We start from the raw sequence: 24,369 nt of genomic DNA on the forward strand, positions 1-24,369 counted from the left end.
TTGTTAAAATTTTAACAAACCTTTATAAAAAAAAGCGGCGCAAATATTAATTTGCACCGCTTGTAGTAGTTAAAGACTTAAAAATTAGTTCTTCATTTTCTTTTTAAACTTACTAAATTGATCTTTCTTTTCTCTTGGAAAAGTATTGTTAGATACATCTACATCTGCCGTTTCTAAATCTGGATCTATTACAATCTTAGTAATTTGCTTGTCTGAATGAATCGCTTTTGTTACTTCCTTGTCATTATATCTCCAAATTTGGGCAGGATATGTTTTCTTTTCTTTAGTACCATCAGCATAAGTCAATTCTATTATAATTGGCATTACTAAACCACCTGGTTTGTTATAGGTAACTTCATAAAAATACTTTTGTTTCGCAGATTTTGGTTTTTTAATAGTTAAACCAGCGCTTTTATCTTGAATAAAATTTATAGTATTTTCATTAGCATCTTCTGCATAAAACTTTTTCACTTCTTTTATTCCTATATCGGTAACATCTGTAGTATAAAACCATCCTCTCCAGAACCAATCTAAGTCTACACCAGATGCGTCTTCCATTGTTCTAAAGAAATCTGCAGGAGTTGGGTGCTTAAATTTCCATCTTTTAGCATAGGTTTTAAAAGCATGGTCAAATAATTCTTTACCCATAATTGTTTCTCTTAAAATCCATAAAGCAGTTGCTGGTTTACCATAAGCATTGTTACCAAAACTGTATACATTATCTCCTTTAGACATTATTGGTGCAATTCTAGATTGGTCACCTGCCATATAACGAACAATGTTTTTAGGATAACCTCTTGTAATAGGAAAATCTTTATCGTAGTCTAATTCTGCTAGCATTTCCATGTAAGAATTTAAACCTTCGTCCATCCAAGTCCATTGTCTTTCATCAGAATTTACAATCATAGGAAAAAAGTTATGTCCAACTTCGTGAATGGTAACTTTAATCATTCTATATTTTACTCTATCAGAATACGTTCCATCAGGATTTGGTCTTCCTGGATTGAAACAAATTTGTGGATATTCCATTCCCATTTGTCCGTCTACAGAAATCGCTTTGTGATAAGGATAGTCAAAAGTATATCTAGAATACGTTTTTAAAGTTTGTGCAACTGCTCTAGTAGAATGGTCGCCGTATAACGGATTTGCTTCTTTAGAGTATAAAGATTCTGCCATTACAGTTTTACCATTAATATTTACAGCCATTGCATCAAAAATAAATTTTCTTGAAGTTGCAAATGCGTAATCTCTTACATTTTCAGCATAAAATTTCCAAGTCTTTGTTTTTTTAGACTTCTTTTTTTCAATTTTTTCTGCTTCTTCTTGCGTTCTAATAACTACAGGATTGTCAAAAGTTTTTCTAGCTTTTTCAATTCTTTTTAATTCTTTTTTAGAGAATACATCTTCTGGGTTTTTTAAAACACCTGTTGCACCTAACATATGATCGTCTGGTGTAGTAATGTTTACGGTAAAGTCTCCAAATTCTAAAGCAAATTCACTTCTTCCCCAGAATTGGTCGTTTTGCCATCCTTCAACATTGTCATAAACACACATTCTTGGGTAAAATTGGGCAATTACATAATTATTATTACCGTTTTCTTTAAAATGCTCGTAACCAGATCTACCACCATCTGTTCTATGGTTATTGATGTTGTACCACCATTTTATTTTAAACTGAAATTTCTCTCCAGAAGCTAATGGTTGCGCTAAATTTATACGCATCATGGTTTGGTTAATAGTGTAAGATAAATCGCTGTTGTCTATATTTTTAACGTGATCTATTTTAAATCCGCCATCAAAAGGTGCGTTTATATAAGATTTATCAAACCTAGCTTTAGAAGTTTTACCAGGTATACTACTTGATTGAATATCTGGCGTTTTAGAATCTGCGGCACGCATGTTTTGATCTAATTGTACCCATAAATATTGCAACGTGTCGTCAGAATTATTATGATACGTAATTGTTTCTTCACCATAAATTCTAGTATTTTCATCGTCTAAAACAATATCCATGTTGTAATCTACTTTTTGCTGCGTGTATTTTATTCCTGGTGCACCAGAAGCAGTTCTTTGTAAATTAGGAGTTGGTAAAAGTTCTTTTAACTGTCTAAATTTGTTTTGATTTGTGTGGCCTTCTTTTGTTACAGAATCTTGAGCAAAAGTTACGCCAATTACAAATACAAAAGAAAGGATTAGTAGCCCTATTTTTCTCATAATTTGAAATTTGAATTGATTAATAATAGTTAATATGTTAATGTTTCTTTATAATTATCTTTCTCTAATAAAACGCTTTTATTTTTTTTACCAACTTTAGACTTTATTAAGTTTTGTTGTTCCGGAAAGTGTTTCATTAATATTTTATTACTAATTTCTATGGATGAAACAGTGGTTACATCTTCTATTTCTAAATAGAAAAAAACCAAATCTCCTTCATATTCTTTACCAATATAATTAAAGTTTTTAGCGTTGTTATTAATTTTAAAATGTAATTTATCTTTCAGATAGTTTTCAAAATAAATATCGTTATTTTTTAATTCTTTTTTTGTAGTAAGTTGTAAATCAATATTGTTGTCTTTATTTAAAGCGGTTTCAATATCATCCATAAAAACATTTATTATAACTTGTACAGATTTACTTTCTTCATTAAATTTAATTTGAGTTAAGCTTAAATAATATTTGTGAACCGAAAAAGAACTTAGGGTTATTACGAATAGTAATAGAATATATTTTTTAAATTTCATATGGTATTAAAAACAATTACTGAGCCAAATTACTCTTTTTTTATAATTAATAAGTAAGATTTACTTTCAGATTGTAAAATTTTAATTAGTTCTAAGATCTTTTTTTCTTTGTGTAAATCTTCTATACCTAAAGGATTGCAATATTCGAGAAAATGAAAATAGCGGTCGATAGGAATTTTTAATTCATCAAAAAAGAATTTATCACCTAATTCTGATAATATTTTATAAGGAAATGCTTTTTGTCTCGCTAACTTTTTTCGCAATGCCCATAAACGTTCAGAATCTTTAAAAGGCATGCTAAAACCTGATCCAGCTCCTGCAAATCTTGCGGTTGGGTCTGTGGTTACTAAATCGGGTTTCATTTTATCTATATGGTCATCTGGTGCTGCTATAGACATATCGATGTCAGAAAAATCTAAAATACTTTTTAATGCTTCTTCTTTTTTATCTATTGGTACAGATTTAGAGTCTGCCTCTAAACTACCTAATAAATTATGCCTTTTAAGCTCGAAAGTATCTAAAACAACGGTGTTATAAGCCAATTTTATAGCCAAGTTTTTAGTACTTATAATTTGCTCTGTAATAGCAATTATTTTTGTTATGTGTTGTATTGATGAAACCCTAACAGAATCTCCTTTTTTTACAAAAAGTCTAAAGGTGCCATCATCTGCAGAAAATGTACCTTGATTTGTTTTAAGATTGATAATATTGGCATTTTTTACCAAGTTTAAAGAATCTGTAACTTTTCCGTTGATTATTGTTCTTCTATCTTGTGCCAAATTGAAGAAACTTATAAAACTTAAAAAGATGAAAAGTAATTTTTTTACCATTTAATTGAGTTGGTTGTTTACAAATTACGGAATAACAACCCTTAAAATTAAAGATTATTTTTATAAACTTCTGTTAAAAATCACTATTGTTTGGTAAAATTAACTCGCTCTTTATTAAAGATCTCTATTAATTTTAGCACATTATTTTTTTTATAAAGTGTAACAATGTTTTTACCTAAACAAGATTTTATAAAAATAATATGTTGTTCTTTCTTAATTTTTAAATCATTTTTAAAATAATCTTCACCTAATAGATTATAAATTTTCTTAACAATTTCATCTTCTTCTTCTAAAAAATCGATTTGTGTTTTCTTTTTTTTGTTAGATCCACCAATTGTAAAAGAACTTCCTACGCCAGCATATGTATTTGGTAATTTTACTTCAGCAGCTTTTATTAAATGGGCTTCACCTAAACCTACTTTCATATTCGCAATTTCTTTCAAATCTAAGTTTTTAATACCTTCTAATAAATTGTCAACGGCTTCTTCTTTGTAGTTTTTTTTAGGTGTTTGTTTAACATCTACAGTTAAAGTACCCGTTAAATTAGTTCTTTTGTAAACAATCTCGTCTAAATTATAAATCGCTTCTTTTACCACAATTAAATTTTCTTTTTCTATAAAATGGTGTGCTTTTACAATCAATTTTTTTGTCTGATATCCTATAGAACTCAATTGTAAAGTGTCGTTAACTTTAGCTTTAATTTGAAATTTTCCGTTCTCTAAAGAAAAAGTTCCTGCTTTCGTATTTAAATTGATAACGTGTACATCTTTTACCGAGGATGTTGAATCTATAGTTTTGCCTTTAAAAATTGATGCTTGTTTTTGTGAGTAAATAGATAGGTTTATCAAAAGGAAAATGTAAAGTAATTTTTTTGGCATGTGGTTGATTTTCTACAAAGTAAGTAGAAATCACTCTTAAAAGTCTACTAAAGCAATTGTAAAAACATGTTAAAATTAATCCTTTTTTAGAGTCACTTTAATATCAGAAGCTTCTTTTAAAGGAAAAGATTTACTTTGCTTTAAAAGTATTGCCATAACTTTTAAATTTTCTTTTTTATTAAAATGATAAATAATATTCTGTTGAATACAATAATTTAAAAAAGGATTAATTTGTTCTTTTTTGATTTGTAAATCAGTGATAAAAAAATCATCAGAAAAATATTTTCTTATGTTAGATAATCTGGTATCTTCTAATTGCACCTTCTTTAAAAGCTTTGTACTTCTATTATTCCCGTTTAAAGCATTTATTAAATTGTCTAAATTTACAACGCCGCCGCTACTAAGTTTAAAAATGGCCCCATCTTTTTTAGCTACAGTATTAGCATATGGTAAATTTAAAGTTGTTGCATTTATAACCGGACCTTTGTAAACAAAAATATCTTTATCTTGCTCGAAAATACTTCTGGGTTTTTCTAAAGTAAACTCTTTTAAACTAACAATTTGTTGTGTTAAATTAATATTTATCCTTAAAACTTCAAGAGCTTCTTTTGTTATTGTAATTACCTTCTTTTTAAAATTTATATGAGAAAAAGATAAACTATCGCCTAATTTTACAGGAATAATAAATTCACCTAAATCATTAGAAATGGTTCCTGTTTTTGTATTTAAATTTATAATATGAACATCTTTTACAGGTATACTATCTAAGCTTACAATTCCGGCAATCTCTAACCTATTACTTTGTGCATAAGTTAAGTTTACAGCAGTAATAATAAAAATGAAAAGTATTAAGTTTCTCATGTCACAAAGAAAATTAGTAATCGTCTTAAAATTGTATTAATGCAATTGTAAATTTTTGTTAAACCCTATTTGTTGTACAATTTTCTTACTTTTGATGTATGAAAAACATGATAATAGCAAGTACTTCTACAGTTTTTGGTAGTACGTATTTAGAATATTTATTACCAACATTAAATACTCATTTTAAAAATGTAAAAACCATAGTTTTTATACCTTTTGCAAGACCTGGTGGTATTAGCTATAATTCTTATACTGCAATTGTAAAAAAAGCATTTGCTACAATTAATATTACAGTAAAAGGCTTACACGAATTCGATAATAAAAAAGAGGCTTTACAAAAGGCAGAAGGAATTTTTACTGGCGGTGGTAATACTTTTGAATTGGTAAATCAAATTTACCAGCATGATATTTTACAAACGTTAAAAGAAGTATTAGAAAATGGAACGCCTTATTTAGGGACAAGCGCTGGTAGTAATATTTGCGGTGTTAATATGAAAAATACTAACGATATGCCAATTGTGTATCCGCCAAGTTTTAAAACTTTAGGCTGTATTCCTTTTAATATAAACGCACATTATTTAGACCCAGAAGAAGGTTCTACACATATGGGGGAAACACGAGAAACAAGAATAAAAGAGTTTCATGTTTTTAACGACACACCTGTTTTAGGGTTAAGAGAAGGAAGTTGGTTATTAGTTAAAGATAATAAAATCATTTTAAAAGGTAAGCATACGGCAAGATTATTTACTAAAGATAATGCTGCAATAGAATTAGAAAATGGAGTAGAAGTAGTAGTCTAAAAGTTAGACTATCTTTTAGTCTAAAAGTTAGACTATCTTTAAAACAAAAAACTCCCAAAATATTTGGGAGTTTTTTGTTTTTAAAGCTTTCTTCTAAAATAAAAAGATTTTCTTTTAGAATTACTTAGTTTACTTTTATTAATGTATTTTAAAACCATTAAAATGATAATTAATAAAGTTATCCAAAGCATAAATTAGTAAGTTACATAATCTACAATTTCTAAACCATAACCAATCATACCAACTCTTTTTGATTGCTCTGAATTGGTAATTAATTTTAGTTTACTGATGTTTAAATCATGTAATATCTGTGCACCAATACCAAAGTCTTTATTGTCTAATTTGATAACAGGCGCTTTAATTTCGCCATGTTCTTGGTTTTCTTTTAAAATTTTTAATCGAGTTAACAAGTTTTGTGATTGATTTTGCTGGTTTACAAAAAGAATTGCGCCTTTACCTTCATCATTAATTACTTGAAACATTTGATCTAATTTCTTGTCAGCATCATTAGTTAATGTACCTAGAATATCGTTATTAACTAATGTAGAATTAACTCTTGTTAATACTCCTTCTTCTTTAGACCAAGAGCCTTTAGTTAATGCAATATGAATTTGATTATTAGTTGTTTGCTCATAAGCTCTTAACCTAAACTCACCAAAACGAGTAATAATATCAAAATCTTCTTTCTTTTCAATTAAAGAATCGTGCTCCATTCGATAAGCAACCAAATCTTCAATAGATACAATTTTAATATCAAACTTTTTAGCAACTTCTAAAAGTTGTGGTAAGCGTGCCATTGTACCATCTTCGTTCATGATTTCTACAATAACACCCGCAGGTTCTAAACCAGCTAAACGGGCAAAATCTATAGCAGCTTCTGTGTGTCCAGTTCTTCTTAAAACTCCGCCTTCTTTTGCTCTTAACGGAAAAATATGACCAGGTCTTGCTAAATCAAAAGGTTTTGTGTCTTTATCTACTAAAGCTTGCATGGTCAAAGCTCTATCCGAGGCAGAAATACCTGTAGTAACTCCTTTTCCTCTTAAGTCTACAGAAACTGTAAAAGCTGTTTCCATTGGGTCTGTGTTATTATTAACCATCATTCCCAACTCTAATTCTTTACATCGTTTTTCTGTTAAAGGAGCACAAATTAATCCACGACCATGGGTAGCCATAAAATTAATCATTTCTGGTGTAGCTTTTTCTGCAGCTGCTAAAAAATCGCCTTCATTTTCTCTGTTTTCGTCATCTACAACTATAATAACTTTACCGTTTCTTATATCTTCTATTGCAGCAGCAATGCTATCTAGTTGTGTGTTATTTTTATCTGATATTGAAGTCATATTTATTTTAGTTGTCTTTTTTAGACTTAAATTTTAAAAAGAAATTTTTAATAGGTTGTGTAATTGCATCAACATTAAACAAGCCTTTATCTTTGGTAGCTCTTCTAGTTAGTAAAATACCAAAAGGAACCATAACCATTGCAGAAACCCAAGAACCTAATAAAGAGGATATAGAGCTTTCTTCTGCTAAATTTTTACCAAATGTGTTTCCAAAGAAATACAATACATAAATTGCAATAGCTAAAATCATTGGTAAACCAAAACCACCTTTTCTTATAATCGATCCTAAAGGAGCACCTATAAAAAATAATATCAAACAAGAAAATGATAAAGCAATTCTACCATAATATTCAGAATCGAAAAAGTTAAGTGTTTTTCTTTTCCTTTTTATGGTCGTCATGTTATTTTTAACATTGGTTAGTGCACTATTTAATTTGGTTTTTGCACCATTTAAAATTCCTATTTTATCTTTAAGTGAAAAGTTGTTTAATATTTTTGTTGTGTCTAGGTATTTGATTTTTAATGTGTCAGAATACTTGTATAGTTCATTCGATTTAGAAATAGTAGCAACACTTTTGGCTCTAAGTGAAAGAATTGTATTGTAAGAATCTTTTATTACAGGGATGGTGTCTTGTAATTGATTTAATTTTAGCATTTTAAAGCTATTTTTAAATCTTTGTTCATCTAATTGCCCGTCACCAACTAAATCAGATATATCTATATTAAATTCATATTCTTTAAATGTGGCTTGAGAAGCCGGCATTTTTGCTTTTTTATCTGGTGATTTTTGAGATTTGGTATGGTCTTCATAGTAATAACCGTCGTACAATATAAAAGTCATGTATCTAGAACCTTCTTCAGAAATAATTTTACCTCTTTCTGCAGTAATTACTTTTTGATTGCCTTGTCTTGAGCTTAAATCATAAATTAAAACTTTTTTTAAGAGGTTCTTTTCTTCGCCATATTTTTCCTCAAACTTAATTTGATAATTTGGTAAATCGCTATTAAAACTTCCCGGAACTAAAGCTAATGCAGGTTTTTTCTTTTTTATATTATAATATAAATTTTGTTGTCTTAAAATAGCATAAGGAAAAATATTATTCAAAAATAAAAAGTTAACGGCACTTAGTATTAGGGTTAAAAATACCAAAGGTCTTACTAATCTTTGTAAAGAAATTCCTGCCGATTTAGCTGCAGCAAACTCGTAATTTTCACCTAAACTACCCAAAGCCATAATAGAAGAAAGTAAAACTGCTATAGGTAAAGCTTGGGGTACTATACTTAAAGATGTGTAGTATAGAAACTTTAAAATAAACACAACACTAATACCTTTACCTGCAATGTTTTCGAAAGTTTGCCATAATAATTGCATTACTAAGACAAACAATACAATTAAAAATGTTGCAGCAAAAGGTTTTAGAAAGGTTTTTAAGATGTATTTATCTAAAATTTTCATTGTAGCAAAAGTAGTTTCTTAAATATAAATATGCTACTAATTTTGTATTAATCGATAAAATTAGTCTATTGTATAGTTTTTATTTAAAAACTTGGCTTTGTTAAAAGAAAAGAAGTTTTTAGATAATTCTTCGTTTTTTCTAAATTTTGTGATTGTAAAGGTTGTTTTAGAGCCATTTGCCCCAGTTTGAATAAGTTTATAAATGTGCTTTGTTTTTGCATCGATCCCCAATTCTACTTTTACAATTTCCGAGTTACTATCTATAGGATTTAAAGTAACAAACTGAATTTTTCTTCCTTTAATATTTTCTAATTTTCCTATTTGTAAGTTGTATCCTTCTTTATAAAAAGTTAAAAGTTTAGATGGGTAAATAAATCCGTCATCTCCATTTAAATCACTATCAGAAATAGAAATTTCTTTTTCTTCATGGTTAATTACATATAATTTTTTACCATCGTATATAAATTGATTACCCAAATAGTTTAAACTATATTTTTCTCCTTGTAAATTTATTTCACCTCTAATTGGTGGTTCATCTCCTTCTTTTATGCCTGCATCTTCGTTACTTAATGTTTGGCTAAAACCAATATACATATTTTTATATGCGCCCATTTTGCTAGAAACTTCGTCTAATAAAGATTTTGCTTTAGCATCATTTTGAGCAAATGTAATAGTAGTAATAAAAAGGCTTAAAAATAAAATTCCTAATTTCTTCATAATTTAATAATTGTATAATCTTTTTACGAGATTATTCTTTTTTTTCGTTTTCTAATAATTGATCTAATGCTACAAAATCTGGTACTAAAACTTGTCTAGCTTTACTACCTTCAAAACCACCTACAATTCCTGCTGCTTCTAATTGATCGATTAATCTACCAGCTCTGTTATAACCAAGTTTTAATTTTCTTTGTAGTAGAGAGGCAGAACCTTGTTGTGCTGTAACAATAATTTCTGCAGCATCTCTAAACAGTTTATCTCTGTCTGCAATGTCTATATCAACAGTTGTGCCACTTTCATCATCAACATATTCTGGCAGTAAAAATGCTTCTGAATATGCTTTTTGAGACCCTATAAAGTCTGTAATTTTTTCTACTTCTGGTGTGTCTACAAAAGCACATTGTATTCTATTAATGTCATTACCAGCTGTGTATAATAAATCTCCTCTACCAATTAGTTGATCTGCACCACCTGCATCTAAAATTGTTCTAGAATCTATTTTTGATGTAACTCTAAATGCAATTCTTGCAGGGAAATTCGCTTTTATGATACCTGTAATTACGTTTACAGAAGGTCTTTGTGTTGCTACAATTAAATGAATACCAATTGCTCTTGCAAGCTGTGCTAAACGAGCTATAGGTGTTTCTACTTCTTTACCCGCAGTCATAATTAAATCTGCAAATTCATCAATAACTAAAACAATATATGGTAAAAATTGATGTCCGTCGTTAGGGTTTAGTTTTCGAGCTTTAAATTTAGCATTGTATTCTTTAATATTTCTAACCATTGCAGCTTTTAGCAAGTCATAACGGTTATCCATTTCGATACATAAAGAATTTAAAGTATGTACAACTTTTGTCGTATCAGTAATAATAGCTTCTTCAACGTCTGGTAATTTTGCTAAATAATGTCTTTCAATTTTATTAAAAAGCGTTAATTCTACCTTTTTTGGATCTACCAAAATAAATTTTACTTCTGCCGGATGTTTTTTATAAAGTAATGAAGTTAAAACTGCATTTAATCCTACAGATTTTCCTTGTCCTGTTGCACCTGCCATTAATAAGTGTGGCATTTTTGCAAGATCGACTACAAAAGTTTCATTAGAAATGGTTTTACCTAAAGCAATTGGCAATTCCATTGGCGACTCTTGAAATTTCTTTGATGAAATTACAGAATGCATTGATACTATGGTCGATTTTTTATTTGGTACTTCGATACCAATTGTACCTTTACCAGGAATCGGCGCAATGATACGAATACCTAATGCTGATAAAGAAAGGGCAATATCATCTTCTAAATTTTTAATTTTAGAAATTCTAATTCCGGCTTCTGGCACGATTTCATATAAAGTAATTGTAGGTCCTACAGTAGCTTTAATTTCTGCAATACCAATTTTATAATTCTTTAGAGTTTCTACAATACGGTCTTTATTAGCTTCTAGTTCTTCCGGATCGATAGAAATCGTTTCGTTATATTGTTTTAATAAGTTAAATGTAGGAAACTTAAAGTTTGCCAATTCTAAAGTTGGGTCAAATTCACCAAAATCTTTTACTAATTTATCAGATAAATTTTGTGTAGAAGACTCTTCTTCTCTGCCAATGGCAACGTCTATACCAACATCATTTAAATCTTCTACAGTTTCTTCTATATTAGCTTCTGGTTCTGTCGAAACAGTTAGGGTTAATTTCTCTTTTTTGGTATCAACATCAGAATGATTAGAAATTGTAGGTTTTAAATCTATTACAGATTTCTCGAAATTAGATTTTTCTTTATTTTCAGATATTTCTTCTGCTGTTTCTTCTACAGCTTCTTTTATTATATCGTTTTTAACAACTTTTTCATTTTCTACTTCTAGACTTGAGGTATCATTAACAATTAAAGATTCTTCTTGTTCTTTAATAGCTCTTTTTTGTTTTAATTTTTCAATAAAAAGATCAAAAGTAACTTTGTATCGAATTACTGTATAGGCAGCAAATAGAAATATTAAGGTAATTACTAAACCAGTTTTACCAATAAAATCTTGTAAGTATTGATTGATTTCAAAACCAATAATACCAGATAATAAAGCAAACTTTACATGTAAAAAGCCTAATGAAATCGATATTAAAACCATCGCAACTAAGCTCCAATTCCAAGCAAGTATAATTTTAGAAAGTTTTCTTTTAAATAATACATCTAAACCTGTTAGAAATAATTGAATAACAATTATAAAAGAAGCAATTCCGAAACCTTTGTATATAAAAAAGTGACTTAAATTTGCACCAATTTTACCTAATAAGTTATTACTTTTTACGCTTCTGTTTGTTAATTGGTCTAATGTGCTTTGGTCTTCTTGCCAATTAAAAAAGAATGAAATAAAAGCAATACATAAAAAAACAGAAAAAGAAATTAAAAAAAAACCTAAAATTGTTTGTGCCTGTTTTGTCTTTAAAAAGGCAAAAATAGGAGGTTTGTTTTCTGATGTTTTTGTGTTTTTTTTTACGCTAGGTTTTCTTTTAGCCATTAAGTAAGTGTATTATTTTAAGTGAGTTATGCTAAAATAGTAAAATGATTTTTGGAATATAAATGAACGCCGAAATAATTAAAGAAATAATAGCGGCAAAAGTAGGTGCACCAGCAGCAATATCTTTTATAAATCCAATTTTAACATGAAAATCTGGATGAATAAAATCTGCAATTTTTTCTACAGCGGTATTTAAAGATTCGGCAACTAAAACCATTCCTATTGCCATAAACTGAAACATCCATTCTACATTCGAGATGTTAAAATAAAAGCCTAAAATAGTTGCAATTATTGCAATTACAATTTGCGCTTTAATACTATCTTCTGTTGTTATAAGCAACCAAGTACCTCTAAAAGCAAATTTTAAACTACGTATTCTACCTCTTAAAAAGCCGTCGTTTGGGTTCTTCATTAAACTATATCGCTTTTAATGCAGCTTCATAATTAGGTTCATCAACTATTTCAGAAACTTGTTCTGTATAAATTACTGTTCCTTCTTCATCTAAAATAACAACTGCTCTAGAGTGTAAGTTAGCTAAAGGCCCATTAGCAATATCAAGTTCATAATCTTTCCCAAAACTTCCGTTTGCAAAGTCAGATAACATAACAACATTATCAATACCTTCTGCACCACAAAAACGAGCTTGTGCAAATGGTAAATCTTTAGAAATACATAGAACAACTGTGTTTTCTAACTCTGATGCTTTTTTATTAAATTCTCTTACAGAAGTAGCACAAGTACCAGTATCTACAGAAGGAAAAATATTTAAGACTACTTTTTTACCTTTAAAATCTGCTAACGTTTTTTCTGATAAATCTACTGTTTTTAGAGAAAAATTAGATGCTTTAGAGCCAATTTTGGGTAAATTTCCTATTGTATTTATTGCGTTTCCTTTTAAAGTTATATCTGCCATTTTTTGTTTTTTTAATTAGAAATCAAAAGTAATAATAATTAAATTATTCGAGTAATTATATAGACGGAAACCTAAGAAATATTTCTTTTAGGACTTTTTTAACAAAACCAAAAGTAAATGAATATCGTAAGTGCTTTTGAGAACAAAATTAATAACTCAATTTACAAATTATGAAAAAATTAAATTTTATCAAAACCTCAGTATTTATTTTAGCAATCTTTTTAGGTCAATCTTTTATGGCGCAAAAAACAAAGATGGTTGGTGGTGCAGCCATGTATCCTTCAAAAAATATTGTAGAAAATGCAGTAAATTCTAAAGACCATACAACATTAGTAGCAGCGGTTAAAGCTGCAGATTTAGTTAGTGTTTTATCTAGCGACGGTCCGTTCACAGTTTTTGCGCCAACAAATAAAGCTTTTGGTATGTTGCCTAAAGGAACTGTAGATGCTTTGTTAATGGCAGAAAACAAAATGAAATTACAATCGGTTTTAAAATACCATGTTGTGGCAGGAAACTGGGGTGCAACAGAAATTATAAACCTTATTGAAAAAGGAAATGGTAAAGCTGTAATTAAAACAGTAAGCGGTTCAGAAATAACTGCTTGGATGAAAGGAAAAGATGTTTACATTTCTGATGAAAATGGAGGGAAAGCAAAAGTTACAATTGCAGATGTAAACCAATCTAACGGAGTAATACATGTTATTGATGCCGTATTATTGCCTAAAGCCAAAATGTAATTAAAAATAATTTTTAATTAATAAGCCATCTTTTTGAGGTGGCTTTTTTTTGTGTATAACTTCTGTTTTTACGTTAATATAATTTATCAACTAATTGTACTTTTGTTGTCCGTAAAATAAAGAAAGTTGAATCTACCTCAATACACTTCAGAATTTAATTACAACCTAAAATTAGCAGCACCTGTTATGTTGGGTATGCTTGGGCATACATTTGTTAGTTTTATAGATAATATAATGGTTGGGCAATTAGGTACAGCAGAGTTAGCAGCGGTTTCTTTAGGCAATAGCTTTATGTTTATTGCGATGTCTATTGGTATTGGTTTTTCTACAGCTATAACACCTTTAATTGCAGAAGCAGATTCTTCAAATAACTTAAAACAAGCTAGATCGACATATAAACATGGTTTATTTTTATGTACTACTTTAGGTATTTTACTCTTTTTATTAGTGTATTTTTCTAAGCCACTTATGTATTTAATGAAACAGCCAGAAGAAGTTGTTGCATTGGCAATACCTTATTTAGATTTAGTAGCTTTTTCACTAATTCCATTAATAATTTTTCAAGCAATAAAACAATTTAGTGATGGTATGTCGATGACAAGATATCCTATGTTCGCTACATTATTGGCAAACATTGTAAATGTGCTTTTAAACTATTTATTAATATTTGGTAAGTTTGGTTTTCCAGAAATGGGTATTGTTGGTGCTGCTTATGGTACGTTAGCTTCAAGAATAATAATGGTTATTTATTTATGGCTTCTTTTACGTTTTAAAGAAAGGTCAAAAAGAATTGTAAAAAATATTCAGTTTTTTGTTTTAGATTTTTTAATGATTAAAAAGATTATAAACTTAGGTTCTTTAAGTGCAATGCAAATGTTTTTTGAAGTAGCAATTTTTACAGCCGCCATTTGGTTAAGTGGTTTGTTGGGCAAAAATCCGCAAGCAGCAAACCAAATAGCATTAAATTTATCTTCTATGACATTTATGGTTGCCATGGGCTTAAGCGTGGCTTCTATGATTAGAGTTGGTAATCAAAAAGGATTACAAAATTACAGAGAATTGCGCAGAATAGCTTTTTCAATTTTTTTACTAGGAGTTTTACTTGCCACATTCTTTGCGCTAATATTCTTTATTTTTCATAAAAGTTTACCAAATTTATATGTAGATTTAAGCGATACAGCTAATTATGTAGATAATAAAGAAGTACTATCTATTGCGGCAAATTTATTATTGGCAGCAGCATTTTTTCAAATATCAGATAGTATACAAGTTGTTGTTTTAGGAGCTTTAAGAGGATTACAAGATGTTAAAATACCAACAGTATTAACTTTTATCTCTTATTGGGTTGTTGGTTTTCCGGTATCTTATTATTTGGGGCAAGAAAACATGTATGGTAGTTTTGGTATTTGGTTGGGTTTACTTGCCGGATTAACAACAGCATCAGTTTTACTATTTATAAGGTTTAATTCCTTAACTTTAAAGTTGATTAAAGAGAAAGATGAAAAAATTATTGTTGCTTAAATTTATAGCAACATTGATAGATAAGTTTAAAAAATTAAAAAATAAATAATGGATTTACCAAAGTTTTTACTTGCAGATAATAGCAATGCGCCAGAAGATATATTTGTGTTACACACAGAATTCCCACGTTTTATAATTAACTTAAAAGATGATGAAATTGAGTGGTTCGAAGATTTAACAGGAGAAAATGAAGAAGATATTGCTACAGAATTAGCCGATTTAATGGATAAAGCGGGTATATTTTATGATGAAGAAATGAAGCAATACGAGTAATATTGTATTTCAAAATAAAAAAAGCCTTATAATGAAAATTATGAGGCTTTTTAATATTATTAATTTCTTACGTATTATTCAGTTGGTTTAGGAACTGTAATACCTAGTTTTTTTATGACTAAATCGGTAATATCAAATTTCGGATCTAAATAAGCAAATTGATTACCGGTTGTTGTTAAAATTTGAGTGTATCCATTTGCCTTTGATACTTCTGCAATAGCATTAGAAAGTTTCTTGTATAATGGTCGCATTAATTCATCTCTTTTTAAGCCCATTAAAGTGTTACCGTTTTTTTGATATTGGTTAATGTCTTGCTCTAAAGAAGCCAATTCTTTTTGAACAGTTTTCTTCTCTAAATCGCCCATTTCTTTTTCTTTAGCTTGATAATCTTTTAACCTCGCTCTAAAATCTTCTACTTTAACAGCAAAAGAAGAGTCTAGTTTAGCACCATATTTTTGAGCCATTTTTAAAATAACTTTATTTTCTGGCATCAGGCTAATAATGTAATCGCTATCGATTGTACCAACTTTTGTTTGGGCAAAAGAAATTGTGCTTATAAAAGCAATAAACAATAATGTAATTTTTAACTTCATAATTTAATTTTAGGAATACAAATGTATAAAAGATTATTATTTATCTAAGTGTAAGAGTTTTAAATAAAACTTAAATTATTTATTTAAAAAACTGTCTAATTTTTTTAAATCTTCTTTGTTATTAATATTTATTTTGGCATCTGTAATTAACAATTCTATTTCAGAAGAAAGTATTGTTTTGTAAGATTTAATGCTAGTTTTGTTTTTTGTTCTTAATAAAGTAATAAGTAATTTTTTAACTATAATTATATCATGAGAACAATATGTTCTTAAAGGAGCCATAATATTGTAAATTAAATCTTTAAAATTTAAAGTATTAATTATTACTGCATCTTTATCATTTTTCCTTTTAATTTCTAAATTGGTAAGTTGGGCTCTAAGTGAAAGTAATTCTGATAAATAATCGATAGCATTTATTGCTGTACCAGGATCGTTAATTCCTGGAGACATTGATTTTACCGCAACTTCTGTAATTTGTTTGAATGCCAAAAGATAATTATTATCAATTAACTCGCCTTTAGAAAATTCGAAATTATCATATATCTTTTCTAAAATTTCTTTATTTAATTCGATGTTGGCTTTAAATAATATATCTTCTTCTGCACAATAAGAGCCTTGGTTAGATAAAATTTCAAGTTCAAATTTATTTTCACACGCCATATCAACCAAAATATCTGTTGAAACAGTTTTAAAATAACCTGATTTTTTTGTCTTATATTCTATCCAGTTTTTTGTATCTGTTTGACTTTCAATTTCTTTTTCAATTTCGATTAACTTTTTTAAACTTTTTTCAGCCTTTCTAAAAATTTTAAGCAAAATATTGTTTATCTGAATTTCTTGTGAAATCGAATGGATAAAATAGATAAAAGCGCCAAGAGAGTTTATCATAAATACAATAGATAGTATTACCGAAAAGCCAGGTAACTGATAATCTTTACCATTTGGTTCTATAAAAACTAGAATTAAAATACAGTAAATAATGGTAAATAAGTAGCAACCCAAAACAATTTGATGCCTTCTGTTAGAAATTAGACCAGGTAATAATCTCGGAGAAAAATTACTAGACGCTTGGTTAAGTAATATCATCACCATAGAAAAGCTAAAAACCATTATTGATGTTAAACCTGCAATAAAAGTAGAAAGAATGGTTCTTGCAGTATCTTCATCATTAACTACTAATTCTGGTAAAATTTTTTGAAAATAATCAGAAATTCCAAGATTTTCTAAAAACATCATTAAATAAGCAAAAAGAACACCGCCCAATGCAATAATAGAAGGGTAGAAGGCTATTTTATTTTTTAAATTATAAACCCTATTTAAAAATGTAAAAATCTTATCTTTCATTTAAATTTTTGCATCAATTTTATTTTTAATAACACTAAGGTCTGTTAAATAATCAAACCACATGGTTTCGGTATCTCTTTTAAACCATGTTAGTTGCCTTTTTGCAAACCTTCTGGTGTTTTTCTTAATTTCTGATATTGCAAAATTTTTGGTGAAATTTCCTTCAAAATAATTAAAAAGTTCTCTGTAACCAACTGTTTGTAAAGCGTTTAAATATTTAAACTCAAATAGTTTTTTGGCTTCTTCAATTAAACCATTTTTTATCATAAGGTCTACTCTTAAATTAATTCTATTATAAATTAATTCTCTTTCTGCATTTAAACCTATTTTAATAATATTAAAATTTCTAGGTTTTTTGGGTTTATTTTTAAAAGTAGAATAAGGTGTTCCTGTTCCAATACAAATTTCTAAAGCTCTCATTATTCTATGCGGATTTTCAATTTCAATAGAATTATAAGTAGCAATATCTAATTCTTTTAATTGTTTTTGTAAAACCTCAATTCCTTCAGATTCTAATTGTAAAGTTAATTTTTCTCTAATTTTAGCATCTACTTCCGGAAAATAATCCAATCCTTTTAATACAGCATCTACGTACAAACCGCTACCACCAACCATTATTTGTACAGAATTTTCTTCAAACAAATGTTCTAATTTTTGTAAAGCATCTCTTTCGAATTCACCAACATTATAAGTGTCAAAAATACTTCTATCTTGTATAAAATAATGTTGTGCTGCCGCTAATTCTTCTGGTTCTGGTACAGCAGTACCAATGGTCATTTCTTTATAAAATTGTCTAGAATCGCAAGAAATTATACTAGCGTTATATGCTTTAGCAAGTTTAATACTTAAAGCAGTTTTACCAATTGCGGTAGGACCAACAATTGTTATCAAAGTATTTTTGAATGTATTCATCTAATTTAAAATGCTACCGCAATTGTAACAAAATGTTGCGTTTTTTTTATGCTTTTCTTTTAAACATGTAGGACAAGATTGTGTGTTTGTGTCTATTTCTTCATCTGTTTTTGTCATTTCAGAACTAACAATTCCGGTTGGTATTGCAATAATAGAATATCCTAGAATCATAATTACACTTGCAATTAATTGCCCTAATGGTGTTTGTGGTGCAATATCTCCAAAACCTACTGTAGTTAAAGTTACAATTGCCCAATATATACTTTTAGGAATGTTTGTAAATCCATTTTCGGCACCTTCTATCATATACATAACTGTTCCTAAAATTATACAAACAATTAATACGAAAAATAAAAAGACTGCAATTTTTGCTCTACTAGATTTTAATGCTAATAATAATTTGTTTGAAGCGCCAATGTATCTTGCTAATTTTAAAATTCTAAAAACTCTTAGCAATCTTAAAGCTCTTAAAGCTACTAGACTTTGCGAACCTATCAATATATAAGATAAATATTTAGGTATTGTAGATAACAAATCAATAATCCCATAAAAGCTAAAAATGTATTTTAAAGGCTTTCTTATGGATATAATTCTAATGATATATTCTATAGTAAAGAAAACTGTAATAATCCATTCGCCAATGTTTAAAAAATAATGATATTCATTATCGAAACTCTCTATACTTTCTAACATTACCAATAAAATACTAGCAATTATAGCAATAAGTAATACAACGTCAAAAAGCTTTCCTTCTTTTGTATCTGCTTCATAAATAATTTCATGAAGTTTTTCTTTCCAAAAAGATTTTTTTTCGTTTTCGTTCAAAATAATTATAATTTTCTAATACAATACTACGATTATTTACCATGTTTTAAAAATTTTTACAACTATATTTATCAGTGTTTATAGGGGTTAGAAAAAATATGAAAAAAAGTTGCAAATAAAAAAACCGTATGGCTATTTACCTCGTAAGTAGTGTGAGATTCAATTAAATATTAACTAAAAACTCACACAATGAAAAAAAGTAAAATTTTAATAGGAACCGTAATTGTTGCAATTATTGGTTTAATTACAGTAGCGGCAGATCATATCGATGCGCCTGCTGCCCAAGGAACGTCTGCAGATATTACAGACTTTTATGCTTTTCAAGGAGAAAACACAAACAATTTAGTATTCGTAGCAAATGTGCAAGGGCTTCTTAGTCCTTCAGCAACTTCAACGACATCTTTTGACGAAAATGTTTTGGTAGAATTTAATATTGATACAGATGGCGATGCTGTAGAAGATTTAGTAATTCAGGCAATTCCTAGAGATGGTAAAATGTATTTCTTTGGTCCTGTAGCACCTTCTTCTACCGGATTAACTAGTGATATTGCTACTATGTCTTCTGTAAAAGGAGAAGTAGATATTACGGCCTATGGTTCATCAGCAATTATTGCAGAAAATAGTGCAGGAATGAAAATGTTTGCAGGTCCAAGAGATGATCCTTTCTTTATGGATTTTGCCAGATATGGAGAAGTTGTTGGCGGAACTGCACCAGGTTTTAATAATCCAGGAGCAGATACTTTTGCAGGTTCAAATGTACTTTCTATAGTTGTAGAAGTTCCTAAAAGTATGGTTGGTACTTCTGGTACAATAAATACTTGGGTAGAAGCTAAAGTAAAACAATAATTAACAAACCTTAAAAAACGAATATCATGAAATTTAATTTTATAAAATATACAGCAGCTTTATTAATGTTTTCTTTAGTGTTAGTAAGTTGTAGTAATAACGATAATGATACAGTTGCAGTAATTGAAACAGATTTTTCTGGAACATTTATGCAAAAAGACCAAATGGGTAGACCAGCAGTAAATACTGTTTTTGTTTCTACTGATAAAAAAGATGAATTTAATAATACAATTCCGTCAGAACAAAATGCAAAGTTTCAATCTATGTTTGAAGCAAATTTAAAAGGCTTAAGTCCTGCGTATGCAAATGATGGAGACACAAATGCTTTAGGTTTAGACGCTGCTGCTTTTACAGGTTTATTAGCAACAGATGTTTTAAATGTTTCTTTAGACGGTACAACTACTTTTTATGACGGTACAAATGTTTTAACAGGTAGAGCTTTAGCAGACGATGTAATTACTGTTGAATTATTATTGATTTTTGGTGGAGAGGATTTTATGGAAAATCCAACTTTATCAAATGATAATGTAGATGCAAATGACAAAGACTTTTTAACAAGTTTTCCATATTTAGCTTCTCCTTGGTAGTAGAAGTTTATAGAAATGACACATGTTTAAGGGAGCATGTGTCATTCTTTAAAAAAAATAATTCTCTAATATTTTAATGTGTTATTCCAATGATTCATTAAATATTTTTAACTAACATAAAATACAAACAATGAAATATATCCAACTAATTTTATTATTTGTAACTTTTTCAATCGCAACGAGTTGCATTAATTCAACAGACAAACAAATAACAAACGCTAAAGATTATAATGCCTATTTAAAAGCTACAGAAAATAATTCTTTAGAAAACATACTATCAGATTCTAATTTTTGGTCTCAAAAGTTAGAAAAAACTCCAGATCAATATCCTTATTACGTAAAATTGGCATCAGCAAATAATGCAATGTTTAAGTTAACAGGCGAGATTGAATCTTTAAAAAGTGCAGAAAAAAATTTAAGTATAGCGAATGAAAAAACATTTTATAATAACGCTGGTTATTTAAGAAGTTTAGCAAGAAACTATATTTCTCAACACAGATTTAAGGAAGCGTTGCTTTTATTAAAAAAAGCAGAAAAAAACGGGGAAAAGCTTCAACAAACTCAGTTTATGCTGATTGATGTTAATCTAGAGTTGGGTAACCTTAAAGAAACAGAAAACTACTTATCTAAAGTTAAAAATTTTAAAAGTTTCGATTACTTAATAAGACTTTCTAAATACAACGATCATCTTGGTAATTTAGATAAGGCAATAGCATATTTAGAAGCTTCTTTAGAGATTGCAAAATCTTCGAATAACAAAACTTTAATTCAGTGGAATTATACAAACCTAGCAGATTATTATGGTCATGCAGGTAGAATAAAAGACTCTTATAATGCTTATTTAAAAGCTTTAGAACTAAACCCTAAAGATAGTTACGCAAAAAAAGGAATTGCATGGATTGTATATTCTTATGAGCGTAATCCTAAAGAAGCTTTAAGAATTTTAGAAACAGTAACTCAAGAAAACAAATCCCCAGATTACCACTTATTAAAAGCAGAAATTTTAGATTTTATGGAAAATTCAGTAGAAAAAAACCGACAAATTGAAAAGTACATCACTCAAGTATCAAACTCTAATTACGGTGTTATGTACAATAAATATGATGTTTTATTGTACGCAGAAAATAAAGATCAAAAATCGAAAGCTTTAAATATTGCAGCTCAAGAAGTATCAGAAAGACCTACCGCTCAATCTTACGATTTACTAGCGTGGTCTTACTTTAAAAACGGACAAATAGAAAAGGCTTTAGAAATTACAGAAAAGTTTGTTTTAAATAAAACTTACGAGCCAGAAGCACTATTACATGCCGCTTATATTTTAAAAGCAAATGGTAAATTGCAGGAAGCTATCATGTTAAAAGAAGAATTGGTAGAAAGTATCTATGAATTGGGACCTTTAGCAGAAAAAGATATTTTAAATATATAAGTTTGCAAAAAAATATAAAAATGAGAAATTTACTATTCGTATTTATTTTTCTTGCAACTTGTCTACATACAAATGCTCAAGAATTAAAAGGGAAAATTATAGACACTTATAATAATCCTATAGAAAATGCATATGTGTTTAATGTTAGCTCTAATGCGCATACACATTCAGATTTAAACGGAAATTTTAAAGTATTAAATACCAATATTGGTGATACAATTCAGATAGGAATTTTAGGATTTCAGAAACAAGAAGTTGTTTTAAATGCCCAAAATTTTAATGATTTTAGAGTTGTATTAAAAACTAAAATATTTCAATTAGAAGAGTTGGTTTTAAGAAAAGAAATTAATGCTTTACAAACAATCTCTAAAATAGACTTAGAAGTTAATCCTGTTAACAATTCACAAGAAATTTTAAGAAAAGTACCAGGTTTAATCATTGGTCAACATGCCGGTGGCGGAAAAGCAGAACAAATATTTTTACGTGGTTTTGATATTGATCATGGTACAGATATTACGCTTTCTGTAGATGGTATGCCAATAAATATGGTTTCGCATGCACATGGCCAAGGTTATAGTGATTTACACTTTGTAATACCAGAAACAATTCAGAAAATAGATTTTGGTAAAGGTCCTTATTATGCAAAACAAGGTGATTTTAACACTGCAGGTTATGTTAATTTTTCGACTAAGAATAGTATACAAAATAGTATGGTTTCTTTAGAAGTAGGGCAGTTTAACTCGCAACGTTTTTTAGGAATGTTTGATCTTTTAGAAGGCAGTAAAAGAGATGACGCATATGTTGCTGTAGAATATATTGCTACGGATGGTCCGTTTGAATCTCCGCAGAATTTTAGCAGATTAAATTTATTTGGTAAATACAATACATTTTTAAACGGTAAAGACAGAGTTAGCGTAACCGCTTCTCATTTTACAAGTACTTGGGATGCATCTGGTCAAATACCAGAAAGAGAAGTTAACAATGGTAATATTACTCGTTTTGGTGCAATAGATGATACCGAAGGCGGTACAACATCTAGAACAAATTTTAATGTTGAGTTAAATAAAACATTATCAGAAGAATCTATTTTAAAATCGAACGTTTTCTATTCTAAATATAATTTTGAGCTATTTTCTAATTTTACGTTCTTTTTAGAAGATCCTGTAAACGGAGATCAGATTAGACAATTTGAAAATAGAGATATTTTTGGAGCAAATGCACAAATAATTTCTAATAAATTATTTGGAGACGTTGAGGCAAAATTTACAAAAGGTGCAGGTTTACGTTATGATATTATTAATGATATAGAATTATCTCATACAAAAAATAGACAAGAAGTTATCGATAGAATTCAGTTGGGTGATGTAAGACAAACAAATATGTATGCATTTTTTAATTCAGAATTTGAAATAGGGAAATTTAAAATTTCTCCAGCGGTTCGATTAGATTATTTTAAATTTATTTACAACGATGCTTTGCAAACGAATTATAATACGTTAACAAAAAACAAAGCAATCGTTACACCAAAATTGAATTTCTTGTATTCTCAAAATGATAATTTACAATGGTTTTTAAAATCGGGTATTGGGTTTCATAGTAATGATACAAGAGTTGTTTTACAACAAAATGCCGACAAAGTTTTACCAAAAGCTTACGGCTTAGACTTTGGTAATATTTGGAAACCAACAAAAAACATGGTAATTAATACCGCTGTTTGGTATTTATTATCAGAAGAAGAATTTGTATACGTTGGTGATGCCGGTATTGTAGAGCCATCAGGAGAGTCTGAGCGTTATGGTTTAGATTTAGGAGTAAGATATCAATTTACAGATTGGTTATATTTTAATACAGATGTAACTTTTACTAAAGCAAGAAGTTTAGAAAATATATCAGGAGAAGATTACATTCCTTTAGCGCCAGATTTTACCGCGGTAGGTGGATTATCTGTTAATAATTTAGGTAATTTTTCTGGAGGATTTCAATATAGATATATCGATGATAGACCAGCAACAGAAGATAATTCTATTGTTGCAGAAGGTTATTTTGTAGCAGATTTTAATGTAAACTACAAGATGAAAGATATAACATTAGGTTTGGCAATCGAAAATATTTTTGATGTAGCATGGAATGAAACTCAATTTGCTACAGAATCTAGATTACAAAATGAACAAAATTCTGTTGAAGAAATTCATTTTACACCTGGTACACCATTTTTTGCAAAAGCAAGTATTACGTATACTTTCTAAAAAATGATGTTAAGATTTT

At 28.7% G+C, this 24,369-nt stretch carries 23 protein-coding genes; 8 read left to right on the top strand and 15 right to left on the bottom strand.

What is annotated here, in order from left to right:
* Positions 1-84: 84 nt before the first annotated feature.
* The 5 genes from ACYPV9_RS04065 to ACYPV9_RS04085 all read right to left on the bottom strand — a co-directional run bounded on the left by ACYPV9_RS04065 (position 85) and on the right by ACYPV9_RS04085 (position 5,310).
* Positions 85-2,214, bottom strand: a complete 2,130-nt coding sequence (locus tag ACYPV9_RS04065; protein ID WP_299060940.1) for a M1 family metallopeptidase — start codon at positions 2,212-2,214, stop codon at positions 85-87.
* Between the two features lie 29 nt (positions 2,215-2,243).
* Entirely contained in the window at positions 2,244-2,741 is a 498-nt protein-coding gene (locus tag ACYPV9_RS04070) for a DUF6702 family protein (RefSeq protein ID WP_299060937.1), read from the bottom strand.
* 29 nt (positions 2,742-2,770) lie between these two features.
* Positions 2,771-3,571, bottom strand: coding sequence for a peptidase associated/transthyretin-like domain-containing protein (locus tag ACYPV9_RS04075; protein ID WP_299060934.1), 801 nt, complete (start codon positions 3,569-3,571; stop codon positions 2,771-2,773).
* An 83-nt stretch (positions 3,572-3,654) separates the two neighbouring features.
* Entirely contained in the window at positions 3,655-4,449 is a 795-nt protein-coding gene (locus ACYPV9_RS04080; protein WP_299060931.1) for a carboxypeptidase-like regulatory domain-containing protein, read from the bottom strand.
* A gap of 75 nt (positions 4,450-4,524) precedes the next feature.
* Positions 4,525-5,310 (bottom strand): peptidase associated/transthyretin-like domain-containing protein, encoded by a 786-nt coding sequence (locus ACYPV9_RS04085; RefSeq protein WP_459741790.1) that lies wholly within the window; start codon positions 5,308-5,310, stop codon positions 4,525-4,527.
* A 98-nt stretch (positions 5,311-5,408) separates the two neighbouring features.
* Here ACYPV9_RS04085 and pepE point away from each other — a divergent pair, with 98 nt between their 5' ends.
* Positions 5,409-6,110, top strand: coding sequence for a dipeptidase PepE (gene pepE, locus ACYPV9_RS04090; protein WP_459741792.1), 702 nt, complete (start codon positions 5,409-5,411; stop codon positions 6,108-6,110).
* Positions 6,111-6,304: 194 nt separating this feature from the next.
* On the opposite strand, the gene ribB is transcribed toward pepE, so the two are convergent.
* The 6 genes from ribB to tpx are packed head-to-tail and all read right to left on the bottom strand — an operon-like array spanning position 6,305 to position 13,040.
* Positions 6,305-7,450: a 3,4-dihydroxy-2-butanone-4-phosphate synthase gene (gene ribB, locus ACYPV9_RS04095; RefSeq protein WP_299060923.1), complete on the bottom strand. Its 1,146-nt coding sequence runs from the start codon at positions 7,448-7,450 to the stop codon at positions 6,305-6,307.
* Between the two features lie 7 nt (positions 7,451-7,457).
* On the bottom strand, positions 7,458-8,906 hold the full coding sequence (locus ACYPV9_RS04100) for an LptF/LptG family permease (protein WP_459741795.1): 1,449 nt from the start codon (positions 8,904-8,906) through the stop codon (positions 7,458-7,460).
* A gap of 60 nt (positions 8,907-8,966) precedes the next feature.
* Positions 8,967-9,623, bottom strand: coding sequence for a LolA family protein (locus tag ACYPV9_RS04105; protein ID WP_299060917.1), 657 nt, complete (start codon positions 9,621-9,623; stop codon positions 8,967-8,969).
* Between the two features lie 31 nt (positions 9,624-9,654).
* Positions 9,655-12,126 (bottom strand): DNA translocase FtsK, encoded by a 2,472-nt coding sequence (locus ACYPV9_RS04110; RefSeq protein ID WP_459741797.1) that lies wholly within the window; start codon positions 12,124-12,126, stop codon positions 9,655-9,657.
* 31 nt (positions 12,127-12,157) lie between these two features.
* Positions 12,158-12,538 carry a diacylglycerol kinase family protein gene (locus ACYPV9_RS04115; RefSeq protein WP_299060911.1) on the bottom strand — a complete coding sequence of 127 codons (381 nt, stop codon included), beginning with the start codon at positions 12,536-12,538 and terminating at the stop codon, positions 12,158-12,160.
* Positions 12,539-12,542: 4 nt separating this feature from the next.
* Positions 12,543-13,040, bottom strand: a complete 498-nt coding sequence (tpx, locus tag ACYPV9_RS04120; protein WP_299060908.1) for a thiol peroxidase — start codon at positions 13,038-13,040, stop codon at positions 12,543-12,545.
* Positions 13,041-13,210: 170 nt separating this feature from the next.
* Between tpx and ACYPV9_RS04125 the strand changes: the two genes are divergently transcribed.
* From ACYPV9_RS04125 to ACYPV9_RS04135, 3 genes are all read left to right on the top strand, one after another.
* Positions 13,211-13,777 (top strand): fasciclin domain-containing protein, encoded by a 567-nt coding sequence (locus ACYPV9_RS04125; RefSeq protein WP_459741800.1) that lies wholly within the window; start codon positions 13,211-13,213, stop codon positions 13,775-13,777.
* A 126-nt stretch (positions 13,778-13,903) separates the two neighbouring features.
* Positions 13,904-15,298 (top strand): MATE family efflux transporter, encoded by a 1,395-nt coding sequence (locus tag ACYPV9_RS04130; RefSeq protein ID WP_459741802.1) that lies wholly within the window; start codon positions 13,904-13,906, stop codon positions 15,296-15,298.
* A 48-nt stretch (positions 15,299-15,346) separates the two neighbouring features.
* A complete protein-coding gene (locus ACYPV9_RS04135) occupies positions 15,347-15,571 on the top strand; it encodes a hypothetical protein (protein ID WP_299060859.1) in 225 nt (74 codons plus the stop codon).
* A 74-nt stretch (positions 15,572-15,645) separates the two neighbouring features.
* On the opposite strand, the gene ACYPV9_RS04140 is transcribed toward ACYPV9_RS04135, so the two are convergent.
* The 4 genes from ACYPV9_RS04140 to ACYPV9_RS04155 all read right to left on the bottom strand — a co-directional run bounded on the left by ACYPV9_RS04140 (position 15,646) and on the right by ACYPV9_RS04155 (position 19,245).
* Complete coding sequence (locus ACYPV9_RS04140; protein WP_299060857.1) at positions 15,646-16,164, bottom strand: OmpH/Skp family outer membrane protein; 519 nt, start codon at positions 16,162-16,164, stop codon at positions 15,646-15,648.
* Positions 16,165-16,239: 75 nt separating this feature from the next.
* Entirely contained in the window at positions 16,240-17,508 is a 1,269-nt protein-coding gene (locus ACYPV9_RS04145; RefSeq protein ID WP_459741805.1) for a DUF2254 domain-containing protein, read from the bottom strand.
* Positions 17,509-18,420: a tRNA (adenosine(37)-N6)-dimethylallyltransferase MiaA gene (gene miaA, locus ACYPV9_RS04150; RefSeq protein WP_459741807.1), complete on the bottom strand. Its 912-nt coding sequence runs from the start codon at positions 18,418-18,420 to the stop codon at positions 17,509-17,511.
* Positions 18,421-19,245 carry an ion transporter gene (locus tag ACYPV9_RS04155; protein WP_459741809.1) on the bottom strand — a complete coding sequence of 275 codons (825 nt, stop codon included), beginning with the start codon at positions 19,243-19,245 and terminating at the stop codon, positions 18,421-18,423.
* 189 nt (positions 19,246-19,434) lie between these two features.
* On the opposite strand from ACYPV9_RS04155, the gene ACYPV9_RS04160 reads away from it, so the two are divergent.
* The 4 genes from ACYPV9_RS04160 (at position 19,435) to ACYPV9_RS04175 (ending at position 24,350) form a co-directional block, all read left to right on the top strand.
* Positions 19,435-20,091, top strand: coding sequence for a DUF4331 family protein (locus ACYPV9_RS04160; protein ID WP_459741811.1), 657 nt, complete (start codon positions 19,435-19,437; stop codon positions 20,089-20,091).
* Between the two features lie 26 nt (positions 20,092-20,117).
* On the top strand, positions 20,118-20,678 hold the full coding sequence (locus ACYPV9_RS04165) for a DUF4331 family protein (protein WP_299060842.1): 561 nt from the start codon (positions 20,118-20,120) through the stop codon (positions 20,676-20,678).
* Between the two features lie 130 nt (positions 20,679-20,808).
* The gene (locus tag ACYPV9_RS04170; protein WP_459741815.1) at positions 20,809-22,104 is read left to right on the top strand and encodes a cell surface protein; all 1,296 of its coding nucleotides are present in this window, start codon (positions 20,809-20,811) and stop codon (positions 22,102-22,104) included.
* A 20-nt stretch (positions 22,105-22,124) separates the two neighbouring features.
* On the top strand, positions 22,125-24,350 hold the full coding sequence (locus ACYPV9_RS04175) for a TonB-dependent receptor (RefSeq protein ID WP_459741817.1): 2,226 nt from the start codon (positions 22,125-22,127) through the stop codon (positions 24,348-24,350).
* Positions 24,351-24,369: the final 19 nt, after the last annotated feature.

The sequence above is a fragment of the Polaribacter sp. OB-PA-B3 genome, from assembly GCF_054589375.1.

Coding starts and splice junctions, on each gene's coding strand:
- ACYPV9_RS04065 (WP_299060940.1), bottom strand. CDS start 2,214: ATGAGAAAAATAGGGCTACTAATCCTTTCTTTTGTATTTGTAATTGGC.
- ACYPV9_RS04070 (WP_299060937.1), bottom strand. CDS start 2,741: ATGAAATTTAAAAAATATATTCTATTACTATTCGTAATAACCCTAAGT.
- ACYPV9_RS04075 (WP_299060934.1), bottom strand. CDS start 3,571: ATGGTAAAAAAATTACTTTTCATCTTTTTAAGTTTTATAAGTTTCTTC.
- ACYPV9_RS04080 (WP_299060931.1), bottom strand. CDS start 4,449: ATGCCAAAAAAATTACTTTACATTTTCCTTTTGATAAACCTATCTATT.
- ACYPV9_RS04085 (WP_459741790.1), bottom strand. CDS start 5,310: ATGAGAAACTTAATACTTTTCATTTTTATTATTACTGCTGTAAACTTA.
- pepE (WP_459741792.1), top strand. CDS start 5,409: ATGAAAAACATGATAATAGCAAGTACTTCTACAGTTTTTGGTAGTACG.
- ribB (WP_299060923.1), bottom strand. CDS start 7,450: ATGACTTCAATATCAGATAAAAATAACACACAACTAGATAGCATTGCT.
- ACYPV9_RS04100 (WP_459741795.1), bottom strand. CDS start 8,906: ATGAAAATTTTAGATAAATACATCTTAAAAACCTTTCTAAAACCTTTT.
- ACYPV9_RS04105 (WP_299060917.1), bottom strand. CDS start 9,623: ATGAAGAAATTAGGAATTTTATTTTTAAGCCTTTTTATTACTACTATT.
- ACYPV9_RS04110 (WP_459741797.1), bottom strand. CDS start 12,126: ATGGCTAAAAGAAAACCTAGCGTAAAAAAAAACACAAAAACATCAGAA.
- ACYPV9_RS04115 (WP_299060911.1), bottom strand. CDS start 12,538: ATGAAGAACCCAAACGACGGCTTTTTAAGAGGTAGAATACGTAGTTTA.
- tpx (WP_299060908.1), bottom strand. CDS start 13,040: ATGGCAGATATAACTTTAAAAGGAAACGCAATAAATACAATAGGAAAT.
- ACYPV9_RS04125 (WP_459741800.1), top strand. CDS start 13,211: ATGAAAAAATTAAATTTTATCAAAACCTCAGTATTTATTTTAGCAATC.
- ACYPV9_RS04135 (WP_299060859.1), top strand. CDS start 15,347: ATGGATTTACCAAAGTTTTTACTTGCAGATAATAGCAATGCGCCAGAA.
- ACYPV9_RS04140 (WP_299060857.1), bottom strand. CDS start 16,164: ATGAAGTTAAAAATTACATTATTGTTTATTGCTTTTATAAGCACAATT.
- ACYPV9_RS04145 (WP_459741805.1), bottom strand. CDS start 17,508: ATGAAAGATAAGATTTTTACATTTTTAAATAGGGTTTATAATTTAAAA.
- miaA (WP_459741807.1), bottom strand. CDS start 18,420: ATGAATACATTCAAAAATACTTTGATAACAATTGTTGGTCCTACCGCA.
- ACYPV9_RS04160 (WP_459741811.1), top strand. CDS start 19,435: ATGAAAAAAAGTAAAATTTTAATAGGAACCGTAATTGTTGCAATTATT.
- ACYPV9_RS04165 (WP_299060842.1), top strand. CDS start 20,118: ATGAAATTTAATTTTATAAAATATACAGCAGCTTTATTAATGTTTTCT.
- ACYPV9_RS04170 (WP_459741815.1), top strand. CDS start 20,809: ATGAAATATATCCAACTAATTTTATTATTTGTAACTTTTTCAATCGCA.
- ACYPV9_RS04175 (WP_459741817.1), top strand. CDS start 22,125: ATGAGAAATTTACTATTCGTATTTATTTTTCTTGCAACTTGTCTACAT.